Source organism: Kribbella sp. WER1, from assembly GCF_054189145.1.
In genome coordinates this window covers 8,090,043-8,107,077 of sequence record NZ_CM135186.1, presented here as the reverse complement: position 1 = coordinate 8,107,077, position 17,035 = coordinate 8,090,043, and the positions used below count along the sequence as shown (strand labels likewise).

The window sequence follows — 17,035 nt, the reverse complement described above, 5'->3', positions numbered from 1 at the left end:
AGCGCGCCCGGTCGGACGAGATCCTCCGCTAGGACTTGCCGCTCCCCCACGGCGCGCCGGGGCCGCCCATGCGTTCGGCGTACGGCGTACCGGGCGCGAGGTCGCCGCGGTGGATCGGCGTGTCGGTGAAGGCGGAGGCGTAGATCGCGGCCGCCAGCTCGAGGGTGTTGCGGGCCTCGGCGAGCGAGACCGGGGTCGGTTCGCCGGCGGCCTTCGCGTCGAGGATCGCGGTGAGCTGCGCGGTGTGGCCGCTGGCGACGTCCGGGAGGTCGGTCGACCAGGCGGCGGCGACCTCGTCGTGGCCAGGGGCGGGCGTGATCGTCCAGTCGGCGTTCTGATAGCCGTACAGGTGCTCGAGCTCGATCGTCGCGTTCTCGCAGTCGAAGCGGAGCTGGGAGGTCTGCCGGGCGGAGACCAGCGAGTTGACGATCGACGCGACCGCCCCGTTCTCGAACGTCACGAGCGCCATCGACACATCCTCGGTCTGCGTCGGGCGGGCCTGCCGCGCCGCCAGCGCGGTCACCTTCTGCCAGGGCCCGAGGATCGACAGCATCAGGTCGTACTGGTGGATGCCGTGCCCCATCGTCGGGCCGCCACCCTCGACGTCGAACGTCCCGCGCCACGGTGCCGCGAAGTACTCGTCGTCGCGATACCAGACGGTGTTGCACAAGGCAACGAGTGGCCGTCCGAGGACGCCGTCGGCGAGCAGTTCACGCAGCCGGACCGCGCCCGACCCGAAGCGGTGCTGGAACACGCAGGCGATCCGCGCCGCGGACCTCTCCTCGGCCGCCATCAGCGCGTCGAACTCGTCCAGCGACAGCGTCGGCGGCTTCTCCAGGTACACGTCGACGTCCGCGGCCAGGCACTCGGTGGCAAGCGGGACGTGCGAGCTGGGCGGTGTGCACAGGTGGACCAGGTCGACCTGGCCGGTGGCCAGCAGGTCGGTGAGGCTCGAGTACGTCGCCGGGATATTCCAGCGGGCGGCGAACTCCTTCGCCCGGTCCAGGTCGACGTCGACGGCCGCGACGAGTTCGGCGCGGTCCGCCAGCGCCGCCACGGCACCGGCGTGCGCACCGGCGATCCCACCCGTGCCGACGATCGCGACCCTGTGCATGTCAGTCATACGGAAAGCCCTTTCCGAGGCGTTTCCAGCACCCTAACCGATCTCGCCATAGGCCGCGAGGAGGAGGCTGGGGTCGGGGGCCTCGAGGATGGTGGGTTTGGCGAGGGCGTCGAGGATGACGAAGCGGAGGCGGTCGGCGCGGGTTTTCTTGTCGAGCTTCATCGCGTCCTGGAGGTGTGGCCAGGCGTCGGCGCGGTAGCTGACCGGGAGGCCGAGGGACTCGAGGACGGCGCGGTGGCGGTCGGCGGTTGCGTCGTCGAGGCGGCCGGCGGCGCGGGCGAGTTCGGCGACGAAGACCATGCCGATGCTGATCGCGGCGCCGTGCCGCCACTTGTAGCGTTCGACGCGCTCGATCGCGTGGCCGAGGGTGTGGCCGTAGTTCAGCGCCTCGCGGCCGATCCGGCCGCCGGCGGTCGTGGTCCGCTCGCGCAGGTCCGCGCCGACGGTGTCGGCCTTCACCTGGATCGAGCGGGCGATCAGTTCCTCGGTCGCGCCGTACGACGGGCTGGTGGCCGCGGCCGGGTCCTTCTCGATCAGGTCGAGGATCACCGGGTCGGCGATGAAGCCGCACTTCACGACCTCGGCGAGGCCGCTGACGTAGTCGTTCTTCGGCAGCGACTCGAGCGCCGCCAGGTCGCACAGCACGCCGGCCGGCTCCCAGAACGCGCCGACCAGATTCTTGCCCTCGGCGGTATTGATGCCGGTCTTGCCGCCGACCGCGGCGTCGACCATGCCGAGCAGGGTGGTCGGGATGTGCACGACCTTCACGCCGCGCAGCCAGGTGGCCGCGACGAACCCGGCCAGGTCGGTGGTCGTTCCGCCGCCGACGCTGACGATGGCGTCCGAGCGGGTGAACCCGGCCTGCCCGAGCACCGACCAGCAGTACGCCAGTACCTCGGCGGTCTTCGCCTCCTCGGCGTCCGGGATCTCGATCGCGTGCGCGGTGAACCCGGACGCGGTCAGGTCGTCCCGGATCGCGTCCCCGGTCTCCCGCAGCGCCCGCGGGTGGATCACCGCGACCCGCTGCACGCCGTCGCCCAGCAACCCGGGCACCTCACCCAGCAGGTTGTCCCCGATCACGACGTCGTACGGCGCCGCGGCCGCGACTGTGATCCTCATCCGAGGTGCTCCTGGATTTCGTCGGCGATCTGGGCGGGAGTCCTGTCGTCGGTGAGGACGGTGAGCTTGGCGACCTCGGTGTACAGCGGCCGGCGGGCTTCCATCAGGTTGCGGAGCTGGGTACGGACGTTGCCGAGCAGCAGCGGGCGGGCGACGCTGAGGCCGACGCGCTTGCTCGCCTCGCCGAGGCTGACGTCGAGGTAGACCACCGTGTGCCCGGCCAGGTCGGCGCGGGTGTCCGGGTCCAGAATCGCGCCGCCGCCGAGCGACAGCACCTCGCCGCCGTCCCGGAGCGCGGCCACGATCGCGGCCCGCTCGAGCGCGCGGAAGTGCGGCTCGCCCTCGTCGACGAAGATGTCCGAGATCGGCTTGCCGGCGGTCGCCTCGATGTCGACGTCGGTGTCCCGGTGCGGTACGCCGAGCCGCTCCGACAGCAGCGCGGCAATCGTCGACTTCCCGGAACCGGGCGGGCCGACCAGGACGACGACCGGGCTCACTCCCACTCCCGCGGGGTGATGGTCTTCGGCAAATGGGCCAGGTACGACTGGTGGTTGCGCGCGGTCTCCCCGACCGAGTCGCCACCGAACTTCTCCAGCGACACCTCGGCCAGCACCAGCGCGACCATCGCCTCCGCGACGATCCCGGCGGCAGGTACGGCGCAGACGTCCGAGCGCTGGTGGTGCGCGGCCGCGGCCTCGCCCGTGGACGTGTCGATCGTGCGGAGCGCCCGCGGCACGGTCGCGATCGGCTTCATCGCGGCCCGCACCCGGAGCGTCTCGCCGGTGCTCATCCCGCCCTCGGTGCCACCCGAGCGGCCACTGGCACGACGGACCACACCATCGGAGGCGACGATCTCGTCGTGCGCCTGCGAACCCGGCGTCCGGGCCAGCTCGAAGCCGTCGCCGAGCTCGACGCCCTTGATCGCCTGGATGCCCATCAGCGCACCGGCCAGCTTCGAATCGAGCCGGCGGTCCCAGTGCACGTAGCTGCCGAGGCCCGGCGGCAGACCGTCGACGACCACCTCGACGACACCGCCGAGGGTGTCGCCGGCCTTCTGCGCGGTGTCGATCTCGGCGATCATCTGCTTGCTCGCGTCCGGGTCCAGGCAGCGCACCGGGTCCGCGTCGAGACGGGCGACATCGCCGTACGCCGGGATCACGCCGTACGGCGCCTTGACCGCGCCGAGCTCGACGACGTGGCTGACGATCGTCACGCCGTACGCCTGCCGGAGGAACCGGGCCGCGACCTCGCCGAGCGCGACCCGGGCCGCGGTCTCGCGGGCGCTGGCCCGCTCGAGCACCGGGCGGGCCTCGTCGAAGCCGTACTTCTGCATGCCGGCCAGGTCGGCGTGACCGGGCCGCGGGCGGGTCAGCGGGGCGTTCCGCGCGAGCCCGGCCAGCGTCTCGCTGTCCACCGGGTCGGCGCTCATCACCTGCTCCCACTTCGGCCACTCGGTGTTGCCGACCTGGATGGCGACCGGGCTACCGAGGGTCAGCCCGTGCCGGAACCCGCCGAGGAACGTCACCTCGTCCCGCTCGAACTTCATCCGGGCGCCTCGGCCGTAGCCGAGCCGACGACGAGCCAGGGCGTCGGCCACGTCGTCCGTGGTGACCTCAACGCCTGCGGGAAGACCTTCGAGTACGGCGACGAGCGCTTGTCCGTGCGACTCGCCGGCGGTGAGCCAGCGCAGCATGCGCTGATTCTTTCACGCCGCATTCACCACCTGGACGCCGGTCTCAGCCGAAGGGATTCAGCAGCCGGGCACCGGTCTGCTCGACGTCGGCGGTGTTGCGAGTGACGAACGTCAGATCGTGGACCAGCGCGGTCGCGGCCATCAGCCCGTCGACCGCAGGGAACCGGCTGTTCGCATTCAGCCGCCCCCAGGTCTCGGCAACCTCGATGGACACCGGGACGATCCGGTCGGAGTAGCCACGCACGAGGCGCTGCCGCCAGTCGTCGATCGCCGCCGCGCGCCGGGGATCCCGGGTCGCGAGCCGCTCGGCGCCCTGTTTGATCTCTCCCACCACCAGAACGCTGAGGTACAGCTGCGCCGACTTCACCGAAGCGAGCCAGTCGACCACACCTGGATCCGGCGACTTCTTGCGCAGTTCCGACACGACGTTCGTGTCGAGCAGAAAGCTCATTCGAAGTCGACCTGCCGCACCGGCTCCGTCGACCGCTCGATCTCCAGATCACTCAGATCCGGCGCCGACGCCAGGAAACTCTTGAAGCTCTCCATCACTTCCACTCCCACCATTCGCCGGTAGTCCACGATGTCCAGCACGACCGCGACCTGCTGCCCGTGCTTCGTCACGAACTGCGGCCCGTCGGTGTGCACCGCACGGATCAGCTCGCTGAAGCGCTGTTTGGCTTCCTGCAGTTGCCACTGCCCGGGCGGGGCTGCCATCGTCATGGGGGAAGTCTAGACAGACTAGACAGAAGGGGCAAATTCAGTGGCAGGTGTTCGTGTCTTCGGTGGAGCCGGTGCGGACGGCGAGGACGGCGTTGAAGGTCTTGACGATCGGGGAGGCTTTGCAGGTGGTGGTGGCGTTGGCTGCCTGACCGCCGGCGATCGCGGCGCCGGTGAGGGCTGTCGTGGCGAGGGCCGCCACGGCCAGGCGCCCGGCGGTACGACGGATTGCGGGGGTCATCGTGTGCTCCTCGGAAGATCGGTTGCTTATAACAACGACCCTAGAAGCGGAAGGCGCCGCGCGAACTGGCCCCAGATCCCGTCTTGGGGGTAGCGCTGGCACCACCATGGATAGGGTCCTGGCATGACGCGGCAGGCGGAGGAGACGTGGCGGGCACGGGTGCGGGGGTGCCTGCTGGGTGGGGCGATCGGGGATGCGCTCGGTGGGCCGGTGGAGTTCGAGGACAGGCAGACGATCCTCGCGAAGCACCCGGACGGGGTGCGCGCGTTCGTGGACGGCGGGCCGGGGTGGCCGCCGGGGACCGTGACCGACGACACGCAGATGACGCTGTTCACGGTCGAGGGGCTGATCCGGGCCGGCGTACGCACGGACCGCGGGCTCGGCTTCACGGTGGGTGTCGTGCACGGCGCGTACGACCGCTGGCTGGACACCCAGACGCTGCCAGGGCCGAGTGGTGCGCAGACAGGCTGGCTGCAGGGCGAGCAGTGGCTGTACGCGCGCCGCGCGCCGGGTAATACCTGCCTGACCGCACTCGCCAACGCGCGCAAGGGTGGGCCGCAGATCCCGCAGTACGGCGGGCAGGCCGTCAACGACTCCAAGGGCTGCGGCGGCGTGATGCGCGTGGCGCCGTTCGGGCTGCTGCCTGCGGCGTTCCCGATCGACTGGGTGTTCGACAAGGCCGCGGAAGCCGCTGGGTACACGCACGGTCATCCGACCGGCAAGCTTGCCTCCGGCGCGCTGGCCGCGATCATCCGCGGGCTCTGCGACGGCGCCGGCCTGCAAGAGGCGATCGCCCGCGCGACGAGCGTGCTGGTCCGGCACGAGGGCCACGAGGAGACAAGTGCGGCGCTCACCCTCGCCGAGCACCTGGCCGCGACCGCGCCCGCCGACCCGATCACCGTGGAGCACCTCGGCGGCGGATGGATCGCCGAGGAGGCCCTGGCGATCGCCGTGTACGCCGCCCTCGCCTACCCTGCGCCTGAGCAGTTCCTGGACGCGCTGGCGCTCGCCGTCACGCACTCCGGCGACAGCGACTCCACCGGCGCGATCTGCGGCAACATCCTCGGCGCCCTGCACGGTGAGACGGCGCTCCCCGCAGAGCTCGTCTTCACCGTCGAGGGCCGCCCGGCGATCCTGCAGCTCGCCGACGACTTCGCGCTCGAGTTCACCCAGGCCCGCCGCCTGCACGGCGACTACGGGCCGTTCACCGCCTGGACGACCCGCTACCCCGGAGGCTGATCAGGCAGGCTCGATCGACAGCTTGTGGTGGAACACGTTCCGCGGGTCCCACTTCGCCTTGACCTGCTGCAGCCGCGGGTAGTTGCCGAGGTAGTACAGGTCGTGCCACGGCACCCCTGACTTGTTGTACGCCGGATCCGCCAGGTCGCTGTCCGGGTAGTTGATGTACGACCCGGCGCTGACCGCGTTCGGCACCGGCGCGCCGCCCGTGTCGCGGTAGATGTCGGCGTACACCTTGCGCGCCCACCCGAGGTGCATCGCGTCGTCGGTCGCAGTGTCCCAGGACGCGGCCAGCACCATCTTCGCGACCACGTCCCGCTGCGCCGCGGCGGTGGCGTTCGACGGCACGGTGTTCACCTTGCCGCCGTACGGCACGAGCAGGATCGAGGAGTCGGGTCCGTTGTACGACGTGTCCGTCAGCCCGCGGTACATCGCGTCGATCTGCGCGTCGGAGTACCCCTTCTTCAGGTACCCGGCCTTGTACTTCGCGCGGGTCGGCGATGCGGTCTCGCCGATCGAGCGGCCCATCGTGGTGTGCAGGAACGGCCCGACACCGACGTCGATCAGCTGCGGCTTGACCTGGACGCCGGCCGTGATCGCGGCGTTGAACGCCTTCATCAGCTGCTCGGAGTTCGGCGCGGCGGCGTCGAGCTGGGTGGAGAGCAGGAACTGGCCGGCCTTGTGGTGCGTGAGGATGAACGGCGCGTACAGCGTCGCGTACGGCGAGTCCGGCGTGTTGTGCTGCTCGAAGAAGCCGAACCAGTTCCGCACCGTCCGGTGGAAGTCCGCCTGGGTGGTCTTCGACCAGTCGTAGAACAGCACGCTGGACCGCAGCGCGGCCGGTGCCTTGGGCAACGACTCTTCCGGCGTCCGGCCGGTGGTGCCGTTGGTCCGCAGCAGGTACCGCACGACGACGCCGAAGTTCCCGCCGCCGCCTCCGGTGTGCGCCCACCACAGGTCGCGGTGCTCGTTGTCGCGGGTCGCGACCACCGTCCGGGCCCGGCCGCGGGCGTCGACGACCACGATCTCCACGCCGTATAGGTGGTCGACGACCGAGCCGTGCTTGCGGGACAGCGGCCCGTACCCGCCGCCGGCGAAGTGGCCGCCGACGCCGACGCCCAGGCAGCCGCCGGCCGGGATCGTCACGCCCCAGCCGAAGAACAGCTCCTTGTACACGTTCTCGAGGATCGCGCCGGACCCGATCGAGAACGCCCGGTACTGCGGGTCCCAGTCGATCGTGGTGTTCGTCGACATGTCCAGCACGACCTGGATGTCGCCACTGTCCACGAAGTCCTCGAAGCAGTGCCCTCCCCCACGGACGGCGATCCGCTTGCCGCCGCGGACCGCCTCCTGCACCGCGGCGACGGCGTCCTGCGGTGACTGGATCACCCGCACATAGTCGGGTTTGCCGACGAAGCGCCGGTTCTGCCCGCGGGTGACGAGGTCCTGGTAGCGGGCGTCCGCCGGCCCGATGTTGCTCCCGACGCTCCCCCTCACGGGCGCGGCGGACGCCGTACCGGGGATGGCGAAGGCGGCACCGGCGACGGCCGTTCCGGCCAAGAGACCACGACGACTGACTGGCATGAAGTTCCCTCCCGAGATCGAATGCCTCGACCCTAGGAAGAGCGAGCCTGTCCGCACATCAACCATCTGGTGGAGTGCGGGACTCCACTATCCGGCGTACAACCGCTCCAACGGCATCCCGAGCACGACACCGCCGAGCGCGCCGACCAGCATGAAAGGCCCGAACGGGACCATCTGCTTCCGCGTCATCACCCGTAGGCCGATCAACACGATCCCGACCACCGCGCCGAGGAAGAACCCGCCGTACAAGCCGGACACGAACTGTCCCCAGCCCAGCCACCCGAGCGCCAGCCCGAGCAGCCCCGACAGCCGTACGTCGCCGAACCCGACACCGCGCGGGAACGCGAACCACAGCACGTAGAACACCCCGAACCCGATGGCTCCGGCAATCGCCGCGCGCCGCAACGAGCCCCACTCCCCCGTGCCGATTGCCGCGCCCAACAGCCCCACACCGACCACCAGGTACGTCGGCCAGATGATGACCGACGGCAGGTACCGCGTCCGCGCGTCGATGTACCCAAGCACCGCACCCGCAACAGCCAGCACCAGCCAGGCGGGTAATACCGCGTTCAGCCCGAGCAGCCAGCCCAGCAACGCCCCGGCCACCGCAGCCAGGCCGCCACACCAGCAAGCAGCTCTCCGGCCCGCCAAGGACGCGTAGGGCGTCTTGGTCTCCCCCTCGTCCAGCACCGGCTCCGGGATGCGCCGCATCAGCCAGGGACCGAGTACGTAAGCCGTCGGTCCGCAGACGACAGCACCGATCCCGGCAGCGAGCAACGCGTTCTCAGCCGGCACGATCGTGCAGCCTAGCGTCCGGCTGCTGAGCGTTTGACCAGCACCCGCGCGAGAACAGCCGCGCCGCCGCCCAACAGCAGCACGCCGCCGAGCAGCACCAGGATCGTGCTGAGCAGCCCGTCGTTCACCGTGACGTAGGTGATCCGCTGGTACGGATCGTCGTTCGCGGCCGGCTCGAACGTGAAGTCGTCGGTGATCCGGCTCGGGTCGCCGTACGACGCCGTGTACGCGGTCAGGTAGTCGGCCGGCTTCGGCAACGCGTCGCTGTCCTCGATCCGCCCCGCGAACAGCAGCTCCGGTTTCACCCCGTCGTACGGCGTCTTCGTCGCGTCCACGCGGTGCTCCGCCGCGACGTACACGGTCACGGTCTGGGCGGTGGTCGCGCCCTTGCTCAGCCGCATCGGGTACACGATCCGCTCGGACGCGAACGTCAGCCGGAGCGGCGGCGTCGCGCCGTACATGGTCTCGCCGTCCTGCTTCGGGGCGAGCTTGACCGCGACGATCTCCCACTTCTCGGTCAGATACGGCGTCAGGTTCGCGGCCAGCGTCGCGGGTACGACGTACCCGTTGGTGCGCAGCCAGTCCGTGACCGCCGTACCGCTGGTCCCGGTGAGCCGGGTGACCGCGAACGGGCCGAGCGTCATCTGCTGCTGGACGTTGACGCCCGCGCCGGGCGCGGCGGCGCCGGCACTGTCACGCCGGCCGCCCATGATGCCGAGGTCGCGGAACGGCCAGTAGGTCTTCTTCACCATCCGCTTCGGCTGGATCATCCGGTCGAGCCGCCAGAACAGGTCGCTGTCGCCCAGTTCGACCTTCGCCGCGGACGGCACCGGCATGATCCACGCGGCCTTCTTCGACGCGCCCCGAACCGCCATCGACAACGTGATCTGCTCGGTGCCGCCGGTGTGCTGCACCAGCGCGGTCTCGCCGTACGCCCGGGCCTGCGACTGCGCGTCCGGGAGGTACCCGCCGCACGCGCACGCCCACGCAGGCGTTACCCCGGCTGCCACGAACCCGACCGCCAGCACACCCGCAACCACCCGCCAAAGCTTCACGGGCGGAACACTAGCTAGCTGAGGGTGTACGGCGTGTGGAAGAAGTTCGTCGGGTCGTACTTCTTCTTGGCGGCCGCGAGCTTCCCCGCGCTCGCGCCGTAGTACGCACTGACCGGCCGCCCGGCCTCGAGGTAGTTGACGTAGGCACCGGCCGAGTAGGAGCGGACCGCGCGGTGGCCGTTCGCGATGAAGGTCTTCGCGCCGCTGTTCTGCGACGACGAGTACCACTGCACCGTGCACAGCGCACTCCGCCACGGCCAGGACGAACCGCCCGCCGGCTGCTTGGCCGCCTGCCCGCCGAGCGGGTCGAGGATCGCCGACGCCGGCGTCCCGGCCCGCGCCGCGGCCTTCACCGCACCGAGCAGCGCGCTGATCGCGGTCGCGTCCATCGGCCCCTTGAGTACGTCGGAACCGGCCAGGAAGCCCTGCCGCGGGCTCGTCGTCCCGCCGCCGAGGTACTTCACCGCCTCCAGGTGCGACTTCACCGAGATCGTCCGCGCCGACGCCTTCGCGCCGACGAACGACTCGAGCTGCGCGGCCGCCGCGTTCGCGTTGCCGGTGGTGGAGACGCCGAGCACGTGCACGGACAGCGTCCCGTTGCTCTTGGCATCGATGTGCAGGTTGCCCCAGGACGTGGTCGGCGCGGTCTGGGCGAACTTCTGCCAGCCGCGGATCACCGCCGCCGCCTGCGACTCCGGCCAGGTCAGCCGGAAGAAGCCGAGCTTGGTCGCCGGGATCGTCGCGAACTGGAACGACGTGACGACGGCGAGGTTGCCGCCACCGCTACCGCGGAGCGCCGCGAAGAGGTCGGACCCCGCCTTGATGGTCTGTGCCTTGCCGTCCGCGGTGATCACGCCCATCGACACGACCCGGTCGCAGGTCAGCCCGTACGTCCGGGTGTGGATGCCCATCCCGCCGCCGAGGGTCAGCCCGGCGACGCCGACGGTCGGGCAGGTACCGGTCGGCAGCGAACGCCCGTACCGGTCGAGGAACGCGTGGACGTCGTACAGCCGGGCGCCCGCGCCGACGGTGAGCACGCCGTTCGAGTAGCTCATGCTCTTCAGGCCGCCGACGTCGAGCTGCATGCCGTTCGCGATCGTGGAGGCGCCGACGTACGAGTGGCCGCCGCTCTTCGGGACCAGGACGAGCTTGTTGGCGCGGGCGAACTGGATCGCCTTCTGGACGTCCGACGGTACGGCGGCCTTCACGACCGCGGTCGGGCGGACGCTGTCCCAGCGCGGGTTGAACAGCTGGTGGGCGGCCGCGTACCCGGACGAGGCGGGTAGGTACAGGCGGCCCTTGAGGGAGCGCGCGAAGGTGTTCCAGTTCGGCGCCGCGGTCAGCGTCGGGGCCGACGTGGTCGGGGTGCTGGTCGGCGTCGCGGTCGGGACGGTGGTGCTGGGCGGCGTGGTGCTCGTCCGCGTACTGGTTGTCGGAGTACTGCTCGAGGGGGCTGTCGTCGTCGCCGAGGTGGGCGTCTGCGACGGCGTCGTACCGCCGGCGTCCTTCTTGGCGTTGCCGCACCCCGCCAGGGTGACGGCGGCGCCGGCGATCAGAACGGTACGACGGTCAAGCAGGCTCACGATCCCCCAGCTCCTCACGGGCAGCAGTCCTCATGGCCGCCAGAGGAGCCGGCGACCTACCCGTCATCATCTCCACCTGGAGGGTCGCCTGATGCACGAGTAGGTCAAGTCCGTTCAACAGCTCTGTACCGATCCGGTGCGCCGCGATCGCGAGCTTGGTCGGCCACGGGTGGTACGCGACGTCGAACACCACCGGCGCGACCCCGGCGAAGTGCTCCGCCCACGGGTCCACCGCACCGCCGGGCAGCGTCGACACGCACAGGTCGAAGCCGCCGATCTGGTCCACCTGGGAGAAGTCCGCGACCGACGTCCGGAGTCCCAGCTCCGCCGCCAGGTCCCGCAGCCGCTCGGCCTTCGACACGTCCCGCACCACGACGGTGACCTCGCCGACCTGCATTCCACGCAGCGCCGCCAGCGTCGACGCGGCGGTCGCCCCGCCGCCCAGGACGACCGCGGTCTCGGCCGCGGTGATGCCCTGCTCGGCGAACGCGTTCACCAGCCCCGGTACGTCGGTGTTGTACACCGCGCGCGATCCGTCCGGCTCGAAGACCATCGTGTTCGCCGCGCCGATCAGCTCCGCGACCGGGTCGACCGTGTCCGCGATGTCGATCGCGACCCGCTTCAACGGCATCGTCAGCGACAGCCCGCGGACGTCCGCGCCGAGCGACGCCACGAACGCCGGCAGCTCGTCCTCCGCGACCTCGAACGCGTCGTACGTCCAGTCCAGCCCGAGCGCGGCGTACGCGGCCCGGTGCATGGCCGGCGACAACGAATGCGCGATCGGCGAACCGAGCACGGCGCAACGGGTCATCTCAGCACCGGTTCTTGTGGGCCTGGCACCACGCCTGCAGCTTCTTCACGTTCGCCTGGTGCTCGGCGGCGGTGCTGGCGAACGCGGTCTCGCCGGTGTCCAGGTTGACCAGCGTGAAGTACAGCCAGGAGCCCTGGGCCGGGTTGATCGCCGCGCTCAGCTCCGCGCGGGTCGGCGAGTTGATCGGCGTCGGCGGCAGGCCCTTGTACAGGTAGGTGTTGTACTTCGACGGGTTCTTGCGCTGCTCGGGCGTCGTGAAGACGCCGCCGTTCCGGCCGACCACGTAGTGGATGGTCGAGTCCATCTGCAGCTTCATCCCGGCCGCCATCCGGTTGTAGATCACCCGGGCGACCTTGGGGTAGTCCTGCTCACGGTTGGTCTCGGCGCCGATGATGCTGGCCACGATCACCGCCTGGTACGGGTCCAGGCCCTTGCGGGTGGCGGACTGCTGCAGGTTCAGCGAGGCGGCCGTCTTCGCGTAGTTCGCGGTCATCAGCTTGAGCATCGTGGTCGCGGTCGCGTTCTTCGGGATGTCGTACGTCCCCGGGAACAGGAAGCCCTCGGGCCTGCCCTGCGCGTACGCCGGCAGCCCGAGCGTGGCCGGTTTGGCGAGCGCGGCCGCAGCCGCCCCGGCGGGCAGCTTCATCTTCGAGCCCTGCAGGATCATCGCGACCTCGGCCATGGTCTTCCCGGCCGGGACGCTGATCCGGGTGACCAGCACCGAGAGCTGCGTGTTCAGCATCAGATCCAGTGCGGCCTTCGCCGACATGTGCTTGTGCAGCGTGTACGTCGCGGCCTGGAGCTGCAGCGAGCGCGGATCGTCGCGGGCCACCCGCTCGAAGGCACGGGCGCTCTTCACGACCTCCTTCTTCTCCAGGGTGTCCGCGATCGACGAGACGCTCTGGCCGTTGGTGATCTCGACGACCACCGTGCCGGTGCCCTGCCCCTGGTAGTCCGGTGCGGAGAACACGCCGGCCAGCGCGTCCTTGCCCTTGCCGAAACCGACCACAGCGCCGGCCACGATCGCCCCGACGACCAGCAGCGAGACCAGCCCGGCGAAGCAGCCGAACGCCCGCCGGCCACGGGCGCGGCGGCGGTTCGCGCGACGCTCGACCCGGGTCTCCGCCCGGAGCCCGAGACCGCTGCCGAGGTCGTCGGCCCGCTGCTCCTCGCCCTCGTTCAGCTCTTCGTGCACCGATGGTCCGTTCACAGGGGCCTCCCGGGTGGGTTGCCGGTCTCGCGCTCGAAGTCGAGCGCGTGCTGGAGAATAACGACCGCCGCGGCCTGGTCGACCACCGCGCGCCGTTTGGAACCCTTCTTTCCCCGTTCCCGCAACTGCCGTTCGGCGGTGACCGTGGTGAACCGCTCGTCCACCAGCCGCACCGTCGTCCCCGTGCTCGTCTCGCGCACCTTGTCCAGCACCTGCTCCGCCGTCTCCCGGATCTTCACCGCGGCCGGCCCCTCGCCCCCGGACAGGGAACGCGGCAGCCCGACCACGATCTCGAACGCCTCCAGTTCGGCGGCGAGTTCCGCGATCCTACCCAGATCGCCCGGTCCACGCCGGACAGTCTCCACAGGGGTGGCCAGGATGCCGTGCGGATCGCTGCTGGCAACGCCGATCCGGGCGTCTCCGATGTCCAGTGCGATCCGCACTCCCGTTCTCATCTGCACAGTCTCATCAGCGGTACTCCACGGAGTCAGCCCGTGACCTGGTGACCGATGGCGTGCTCGACGGCGCTCAGCGCGTCGTCGGCACCGGTGGCGTCCGTACCGCCACCCTGCGCGACGTCGTCCTTGCCACCGCCCTTGCCACCGAGCTTCTCGGCCGCGACCCGGACCAGGTCACCGGCCTTCAGCCGCCACTCGCGGGCGGTGTCGTTCAGTGCGACGACCACGCCGGGCTTGCCGTCGTTGACGCTCAGCATCGCGACCACGACCGGCTTGTCGTTCCCCATCCGGCCGCGGACGTCGAGGGCCAGCTTGCGCAGGTCCCCGCCGTTCACGCCGTCGGGCGCCCGGTGGCCGACGTACTGGACGCCGAAGACGTCCTTCGGGGCGCTCGCCAGCTCGGCCGCGGCCTGCAGCACCTGCGCGGCGCGAACCTTTTCGAGCTCCTTCTCGGCGGCCCGCAGCCGCTCCGACAGGTCGGCGACCTTGGCCGGCAGCTCCTCCGGGCGGGTCTTCAGGTTCTCGCTGAGCAGCCGGACCAGCGCCCGCTCCTTGCCCAGGTAGTGCAGCGCCTCCATGCCGACGAAGGCCTCGATCCGCCGGACCCCGGCGCCGACCGAGGACTCACCGGTGACGGTCAGCGCGCCGACCTGCGACGAGTGCTTCACGTGCGTACCACCACAGAGCTCGCGCGACCACGGGCCGCCGATCTCCACCACCCGCACCTGCTCGTCGTACGTCTCGCCGAACAGCGCCAGCGCGCCCCAGTCGCGGGCCTCCGGCAACGTCATGTACTGCGCGGACACCGGCAGGTCCTTGCGGACCGCGAGGTTCGCGACCTCCTCGATCTCCGACCGGGTGGCCGGGTCGAGCGCCGACGACCAGGCGAAGTCGAGCCGCAGGTAGCCGGGCTTGTTGTACGAGCCGCTCTGCAGCGCGTTCGGGCCGAGCACCTGACGGAGCGCGGCGTGCACGACGTGCGTACCCGAGTGCGCCTGGCAGGCCGAGATCCGCCAGTCGTGATCGACCTCGGCGTGCACGTCCGTGCCGGGACGCAGGACGCCTTCGAGGATCTCGACGCGGTGCACGACCAGGCCCTTCACCGGGCGCTGGACGTCGAGCACGTTGAGCTTCAGGCCGTCGCCGACGATCAGCCCCTCGTCCGCGATCTGGCCGCCGGACTCCGCATAGAACGGGGTCTTCTCGAGCACGACCTCGACGGTCTCACCCTGCTCGGCGAACGCCGCCACCGCACCGTCGCGGAGCAGACCGCGGACCTGCGAGTCCGTCGCCAGCTCCTGGTAACCGGTGAACTCGGTGACGCCCTTCTCCCGCAGCTCCCGGTAGCCCGAGGTGTCCGCGTGACCGGCCTTCTTGGCGCGCGCGTCGGCCTTCGCCCGCTCGCGCTGCTCCTTCATCAAGGACTTGAAGCCCTCGGTGTCGACCTGCAGGCCCTGCTCGGCGGCCATCTCGACGGTCAGGTCGATCGGGAAGCCGTACGTGTCGTGCAGCTGGAACGCCTTCGAGCCCTCGAGCTGGTGCGCGCCGCCGGCCTTGGTCTCCTTGACCGCGACGTCGAAGATCGTCGTACCGGCCGTGAGGGTACGCCGGAACGCCTCCTCCTCGGCGTACGCGATCTGGCTGATCCGGCCGAAGTCGGTGACCAGCTCCGGGTACGACTTCTTCATCTGCTCCAGGCTCACCGGGAGCAGCTCGACCAGGCTGGGGTCCTCGTACCCGAGCAGCCGCATCGAACGGATCGCCCGGCGGAGCAGCCGGCGCAGCACGTACCCGCCCTGCTCGTTGCCCGGGGTGACGCCGTCGCCGATCAGCATCAGCGCGCTGCGGACGTGGTCCGCGATCACCCGGAACCGGACGTCGTCGACCTGCTCGGCGCCGTACTTGCGGCCGCTCAGCTCGGACGCCTTCTCGATCACCGGGTAGATCTCGTCGATCTCGTACATGTTGTCGACGCCCTGCAGCAGGTACGCCACCCGCTCCAGACCGAGACCGGTGTCGATGTTCTTCTTCGGCAGCTCGCCGAGGATCGGGTAGCCCTCCTTGCCACCGCCCTCACCGCGGACGTTCTGCATGAAGACCAGGTTCCAGAACTCCAGGTAGCGGTCGCCCGCCTCCCAGTCCCGGTCCGCGCCGAACTCCGGGCCGCGGTCGATCAGGATCTCCGAACACGGGCCGCACGGACCCGGGATCCCCATCGACCAGAAGTTGTCCTTCATGCCGAGCCGGACGATCCGGTCGTCGGGCAGCCCCGCGACCCGCTTCCAGATGTCGATCGCCTCGTCGTCCTCGTAGTACACCGAGGCGTACAGCACGGACTCGTCGAACCCGTAGCCGCCCTCGTTCTGGGGCTTGGTGACCAGCTCCCAGGCGTACTCGATGGCCTTCTCCTTGAAGTAGTCGCCGAAGGAGAAGTTGCCGTTCATCTGGAAGAACGTGCCGTGCCGGGTGGTCTTGCCGACCTCGTCGATGTCGAGCGTCCGGACGCACTTCTGGACACTGGTCGCGCGCGGGTACGGCGGGGTCTGCTGGCCGACGAAGTACGGCACGAACTGGGCCATGCCGGCGACGTTGAACAGCAGGTTCGGGTCCGGCGACGGCAGCGGCGCGCTCGGCACCACGGTGTGGCCCCGGTCCTCGAAGTACTGCAGGAACCGCCGCCTGATCTCACTGGTTTCCATGGGTGTTACCGGTAGTCCTCACGATCGTTGGTGTTCTCGATGCCGAGCGCGTCCCGCAGCTCGGTCTCCCGCTCGGCCATGCCCTCCCGGACCTGGTCGCCGAAGTGCCGGACCGCGGCGGCCAGCTTGGCCGCGGACTCCTGGACACTCTCGGGTGCGAGGATCTGCGCCTTCTTCTTCAGTCTGGTGACGGCGTACACGCCGACGGCGATCCCGATGATCAGCCAGAAGATCCGCTTCACCGCTTCCGCGCCTTCCGCTCGGCCTTCATCTCGTCCTTGACGCGCCGCGACACGTCCTTGCGCTGCTGCTCACCGAGCGCCCGGCGGACGCCGTACGTGAACGCGGCCGCCTTCACCAGCGGACCGCCGGCGGTGGCCGAGAACAGCGACATCAACGCGGCCGCGTTGGTGGTCACCGTGGTCGCGTTGTCGGTGATCGTGTCCACCTTCGCCAGCTGGGCGTTGGTGGTGGCGACCGTCGTGGTCACCTCACCGAGCAGCGGGACACTGGAGTCGGAGACGCCCTTCACCATGATCCGGGTCTCGTCGAACACCTTGCCGAGCTTCAGGATCGGATAGGCCAGCAGGCCCACCAGGATGAGCAGCGCGCAGGCGGCTATCAGCCCCGCGACTTCACCGACGCTCATGGAGACGATCCACCTTCCGTAGCGACCTCGTGCGACCTAGTGCCCACCTTATGGACCGC

General features: G+C 70.2%; 18 protein-coding genes. 1 reads left to right on the top strand and 17 read right to left on the bottom strand.

Annotated features, from left to right (window positions below; translation table 11 throughout):
• Positions 1-28 precede the first annotated feature (28 nt).
• Genes ACXJJ3_RS39485 through ACXJJ3_RS39455 form a run of 7 tightly spaced genes read right to left on the bottom strand, consistent with a single transcriptional unit; the run spans position 29 to position 4,893 of the window.
• Positions 29-1,123: a Gfo/Idh/MocA family protein gene (locus tag ACXJJ3_RS39485; RefSeq protein WP_458167118.1), complete on the bottom strand. Its 1,095-nt coding sequence runs from the start codon at positions 1,121-1,123 to the stop codon at positions 29-31.
• Positions 1,124-1,156: 33 nt separating this feature from the next.
• Positions 1,157-2,242: a 3-dehydroquinate synthase gene (gene aroB / locus ACXJJ3_RS39480; RefSeq protein WP_458167117.1), complete on the bottom strand. Its 1,086-nt coding sequence runs from the start codon at positions 2,240-2,242 to the stop codon at positions 1,157-1,159.
• A complete protein-coding gene (locus ACXJJ3_RS39475) occupies positions 2,239-2,739 on the bottom strand; it encodes a shikimate kinase (RefSeq protein WP_458167116.1) in 501 nt (166 codons plus the stop codon). Before ACXJJ3_RS39475 ends, aroB begins: the two co-directional genes overlap by 4 nt.
• Positions 2,736-3,935, bottom strand: a complete 1,200-nt coding sequence (gene aroC, locus ACXJJ3_RS39470; protein WP_458167115.1) for a chorismate synthase — start codon at positions 3,933-3,935, stop codon at positions 2,736-2,738. Before aroC ends, ACXJJ3_RS39475 begins: the two co-directional genes overlap by 4 nt.
• 43 nt (positions 3,936-3,978) lie before the next feature.
• A complete protein-coding gene (locus tag ACXJJ3_RS39465; RefSeq protein WP_458167114.1) occupies positions 3,979-4,386 on the bottom strand; it encodes a PIN domain-containing protein in 408 nt (135 codons plus the stop codon).
• A complete protein-coding gene (locus ACXJJ3_RS39460) occupies positions 4,383-4,655 on the bottom strand; it encodes a type II toxin-antitoxin system Phd/YefM family antitoxin (RefSeq protein ID WP_458167113.1) in 273 nt (90 codons plus the stop codon). The genes ACXJJ3_RS39465 and ACXJJ3_RS39460 overlap by 4 nt, the downstream gene beginning before the upstream one ends.
• Before the next feature lie 37 nt (positions 4,656-4,692).
• Positions 4,693-4,893, bottom strand: a complete 201-nt coding sequence (locus tag ACXJJ3_RS39455; protein ID WP_458167112.1) for a hypothetical protein — start codon at positions 4,891-4,893, stop codon at positions 4,693-4,695.
• A 123-nt stretch (positions 4,894-5,016) separates the two neighbouring features.
• Between ACXJJ3_RS39455 and ACXJJ3_RS39450 the strand changes: the two genes are divergently transcribed.
• A complete protein-coding gene (locus ACXJJ3_RS39450) occupies positions 5,017-6,132 on the top strand; it encodes an ADP-ribosylglycohydrolase family protein (RefSeq protein WP_458167111.1) in 1,116 nt (371 codons plus the stop codon).
• On the opposite strand, the gene ACXJJ3_RS39445 is transcribed toward ACXJJ3_RS39450, so the two are convergent.
• From ACXJJ3_RS39445 to ACXJJ3_RS39400, 10 genes are all read right to left on the bottom strand, one after another.
• On the bottom strand, positions 6,133-7,716 hold the full coding sequence (locus ACXJJ3_RS39445) for a BBE domain-containing protein (protein ID WP_458167110.1): 1,584 nt from the start codon (positions 7,714-7,716) through the stop codon (positions 6,133-6,135).
• 87 nt (positions 7,717-7,803) lie between these two features.
• Positions 7,804-8,511 (bottom strand): prepilin peptidase, encoded by a 708-nt coding sequence (locus ACXJJ3_RS39440; RefSeq protein WP_458167109.1) that lies wholly within the window; start codon positions 8,509-8,511, stop codon positions 7,804-7,806.
• 11 nt (positions 8,512-8,522) lie between these two features.
• Complete coding sequence (locus tag ACXJJ3_RS39435) at positions 8,523-9,566, bottom strand: DUF2330 domain-containing protein (protein WP_458167108.1); 1,044 nt, start codon at positions 9,564-9,566, stop codon at positions 8,523-8,525.
• Between the two features lie 14 nt (positions 9,567-9,580).
• Positions 9,581-11,149 carry an FAD-binding oxidoreductase gene (locus ACXJJ3_RS39430; protein WP_458167107.1) on the bottom strand — a complete coding sequence of 523 codons (1,569 nt, stop codon included), beginning with the start codon at positions 11,147-11,149 and terminating at the stop codon, positions 9,581-9,583.
• Positions 11,136-11,960 (bottom strand): shikimate dehydrogenase, encoded by an 825-nt coding sequence (locus ACXJJ3_RS39425; RefSeq protein ID WP_458167106.1) that lies wholly within the window; start codon positions 11,958-11,960, stop codon positions 11,136-11,138. The genes ACXJJ3_RS39430 and ACXJJ3_RS39425 overlap by 14 nt, the downstream gene beginning before the upstream one ends.
• A gap of 1 nt (position 11,961) precedes the next feature.
• Positions 11,962-13,170 carry an endolytic transglycosylase MltG gene (gene mltG, locus ACXJJ3_RS39420; protein WP_458167105.1) on the bottom strand — a complete coding sequence of 403 codons (1,209 nt, stop codon included), beginning with the start codon at positions 13,168-13,170 and terminating at the stop codon, positions 11,962-11,964.
• Positions 13,167-13,625: a Holliday junction resolvase RuvX gene (gene ruvX, locus ACXJJ3_RS39415; RefSeq protein WP_458167104.1), complete on the bottom strand. Its 459-nt coding sequence runs from the start codon at positions 13,623-13,625 to the stop codon at positions 13,167-13,169. The genes mltG and ruvX overlap by 4 nt, the downstream gene beginning before the upstream one ends.
• Positions 13,626-13,657: 32 nt before the next feature.
• The gene (gene alaS, locus ACXJJ3_RS39410) at positions 13,658-16,327 is read right to left on the bottom strand and encodes an alanine--tRNA ligase (RefSeq protein WP_458167103.1); all 2,670 of its coding nucleotides are present in this window, start codon (positions 16,325-16,327) and stop codon (positions 13,658-13,660) included.
• Between the two features lie 5 nt (positions 16,328-16,332).
• Entirely contained in the window at positions 16,333-16,569 is a 237-nt protein-coding gene (locus ACXJJ3_RS39405) for a DUF6167 family protein (RefSeq protein WP_209695005.1), read from the bottom strand.
• Positions 16,566-16,976 (bottom strand): DUF948 domain-containing protein, encoded by a 411-nt coding sequence (locus ACXJJ3_RS39400; protein WP_184831693.1) that lies wholly within the window; start codon positions 16,974-16,976, stop codon positions 16,566-16,568. Before ACXJJ3_RS39400 ends, ACXJJ3_RS39405 begins: the two co-directional genes overlap by 4 nt.
• Positions 16,977-17,035 lie beyond the last annotated feature (59 nt).

Excerpts from the sequence above, each read along its gene's own strand:
- aroC (WP_458167115.1), bottom strand. The coding sequence starts at position 3,935 with ATGCTGCGCTGGCTCACCGCCGGCGAGTCGCACGGACAAGCGCTCGTC.
- ACXJJ3_RS39445 (WP_458167110.1), bottom strand. The coding sequence starts at position 7,716 with ATGCCAGTCAGTCGTCGTGGTCTCTTGGCCGGAACGGCCGTCGCCGGT.
- ACXJJ3_RS39455 (WP_458167112.1), bottom strand. The coding sequence starts at position 4,893 with ATGACCCCCGCAATCCGTCGTACCGCCGGGCGCCTGGCCGTGGCGGCC.
- ACXJJ3_RS39450 (WP_458167111.1), top strand. The coding sequence starts at position 5,017 with ATGACGCGGCAGGCGGAGGAGACGTGGCGGGCACGGGTGCGGGGGTGC.
- ACXJJ3_RS39465 (WP_458167114.1), bottom strand. The coding sequence starts at position 4,386 with ATGAGCTTTCTGCTCGACACGAACGTCGTGTCGGAACTGCGCAAGAAG.
- ACXJJ3_RS39460 (WP_458167113.1), bottom strand. The coding sequence starts at position 4,655 with ATGACGATGGCAGCCCCGCCCGGGCAGTGGCAACTGCAGGAAGCCAAA.
- aroB (WP_458167117.1), bottom strand. The coding sequence starts at position 2,242 with ATGAGGATCACAGTCGCGGCCGCGGCGCCGTACGACGTCGTGATCGGG.
- ruvX (WP_458167104.1), bottom strand. The coding sequence starts at position 13,625 with ATGAGAACGGGAGTGCGGATCGCACTGGACATCGGAGACGCCCGGATC.
- ACXJJ3_RS39425 (WP_458167106.1), bottom strand. The coding sequence starts at position 11,960 with ATGACCCGTTGCGCCGTGCTCGGTTCGCCGATCGCGCATTCGTTGTCG.
- ACXJJ3_RS39400 (WP_184831693.1), bottom strand. The coding sequence starts at position 16,976 with ATGAGCGTCGGTGAAGTCGCGGGGCTGATAGCCGCCTGCGCGCTGCTC.
- ACXJJ3_RS39485 (WP_458167118.1), bottom strand. The coding sequence starts at position 1,123 with ATGACTGACATGCACAGGGTCGCGATCGTCGGCACGGGTGGGATCGCC.
- alaS (WP_458167103.1), bottom strand. The coding sequence starts at position 16,327 with ATGGAAACCAGTGAGATCAGGCGGCGGTTCCTGCAGTACTTCGAGGAC.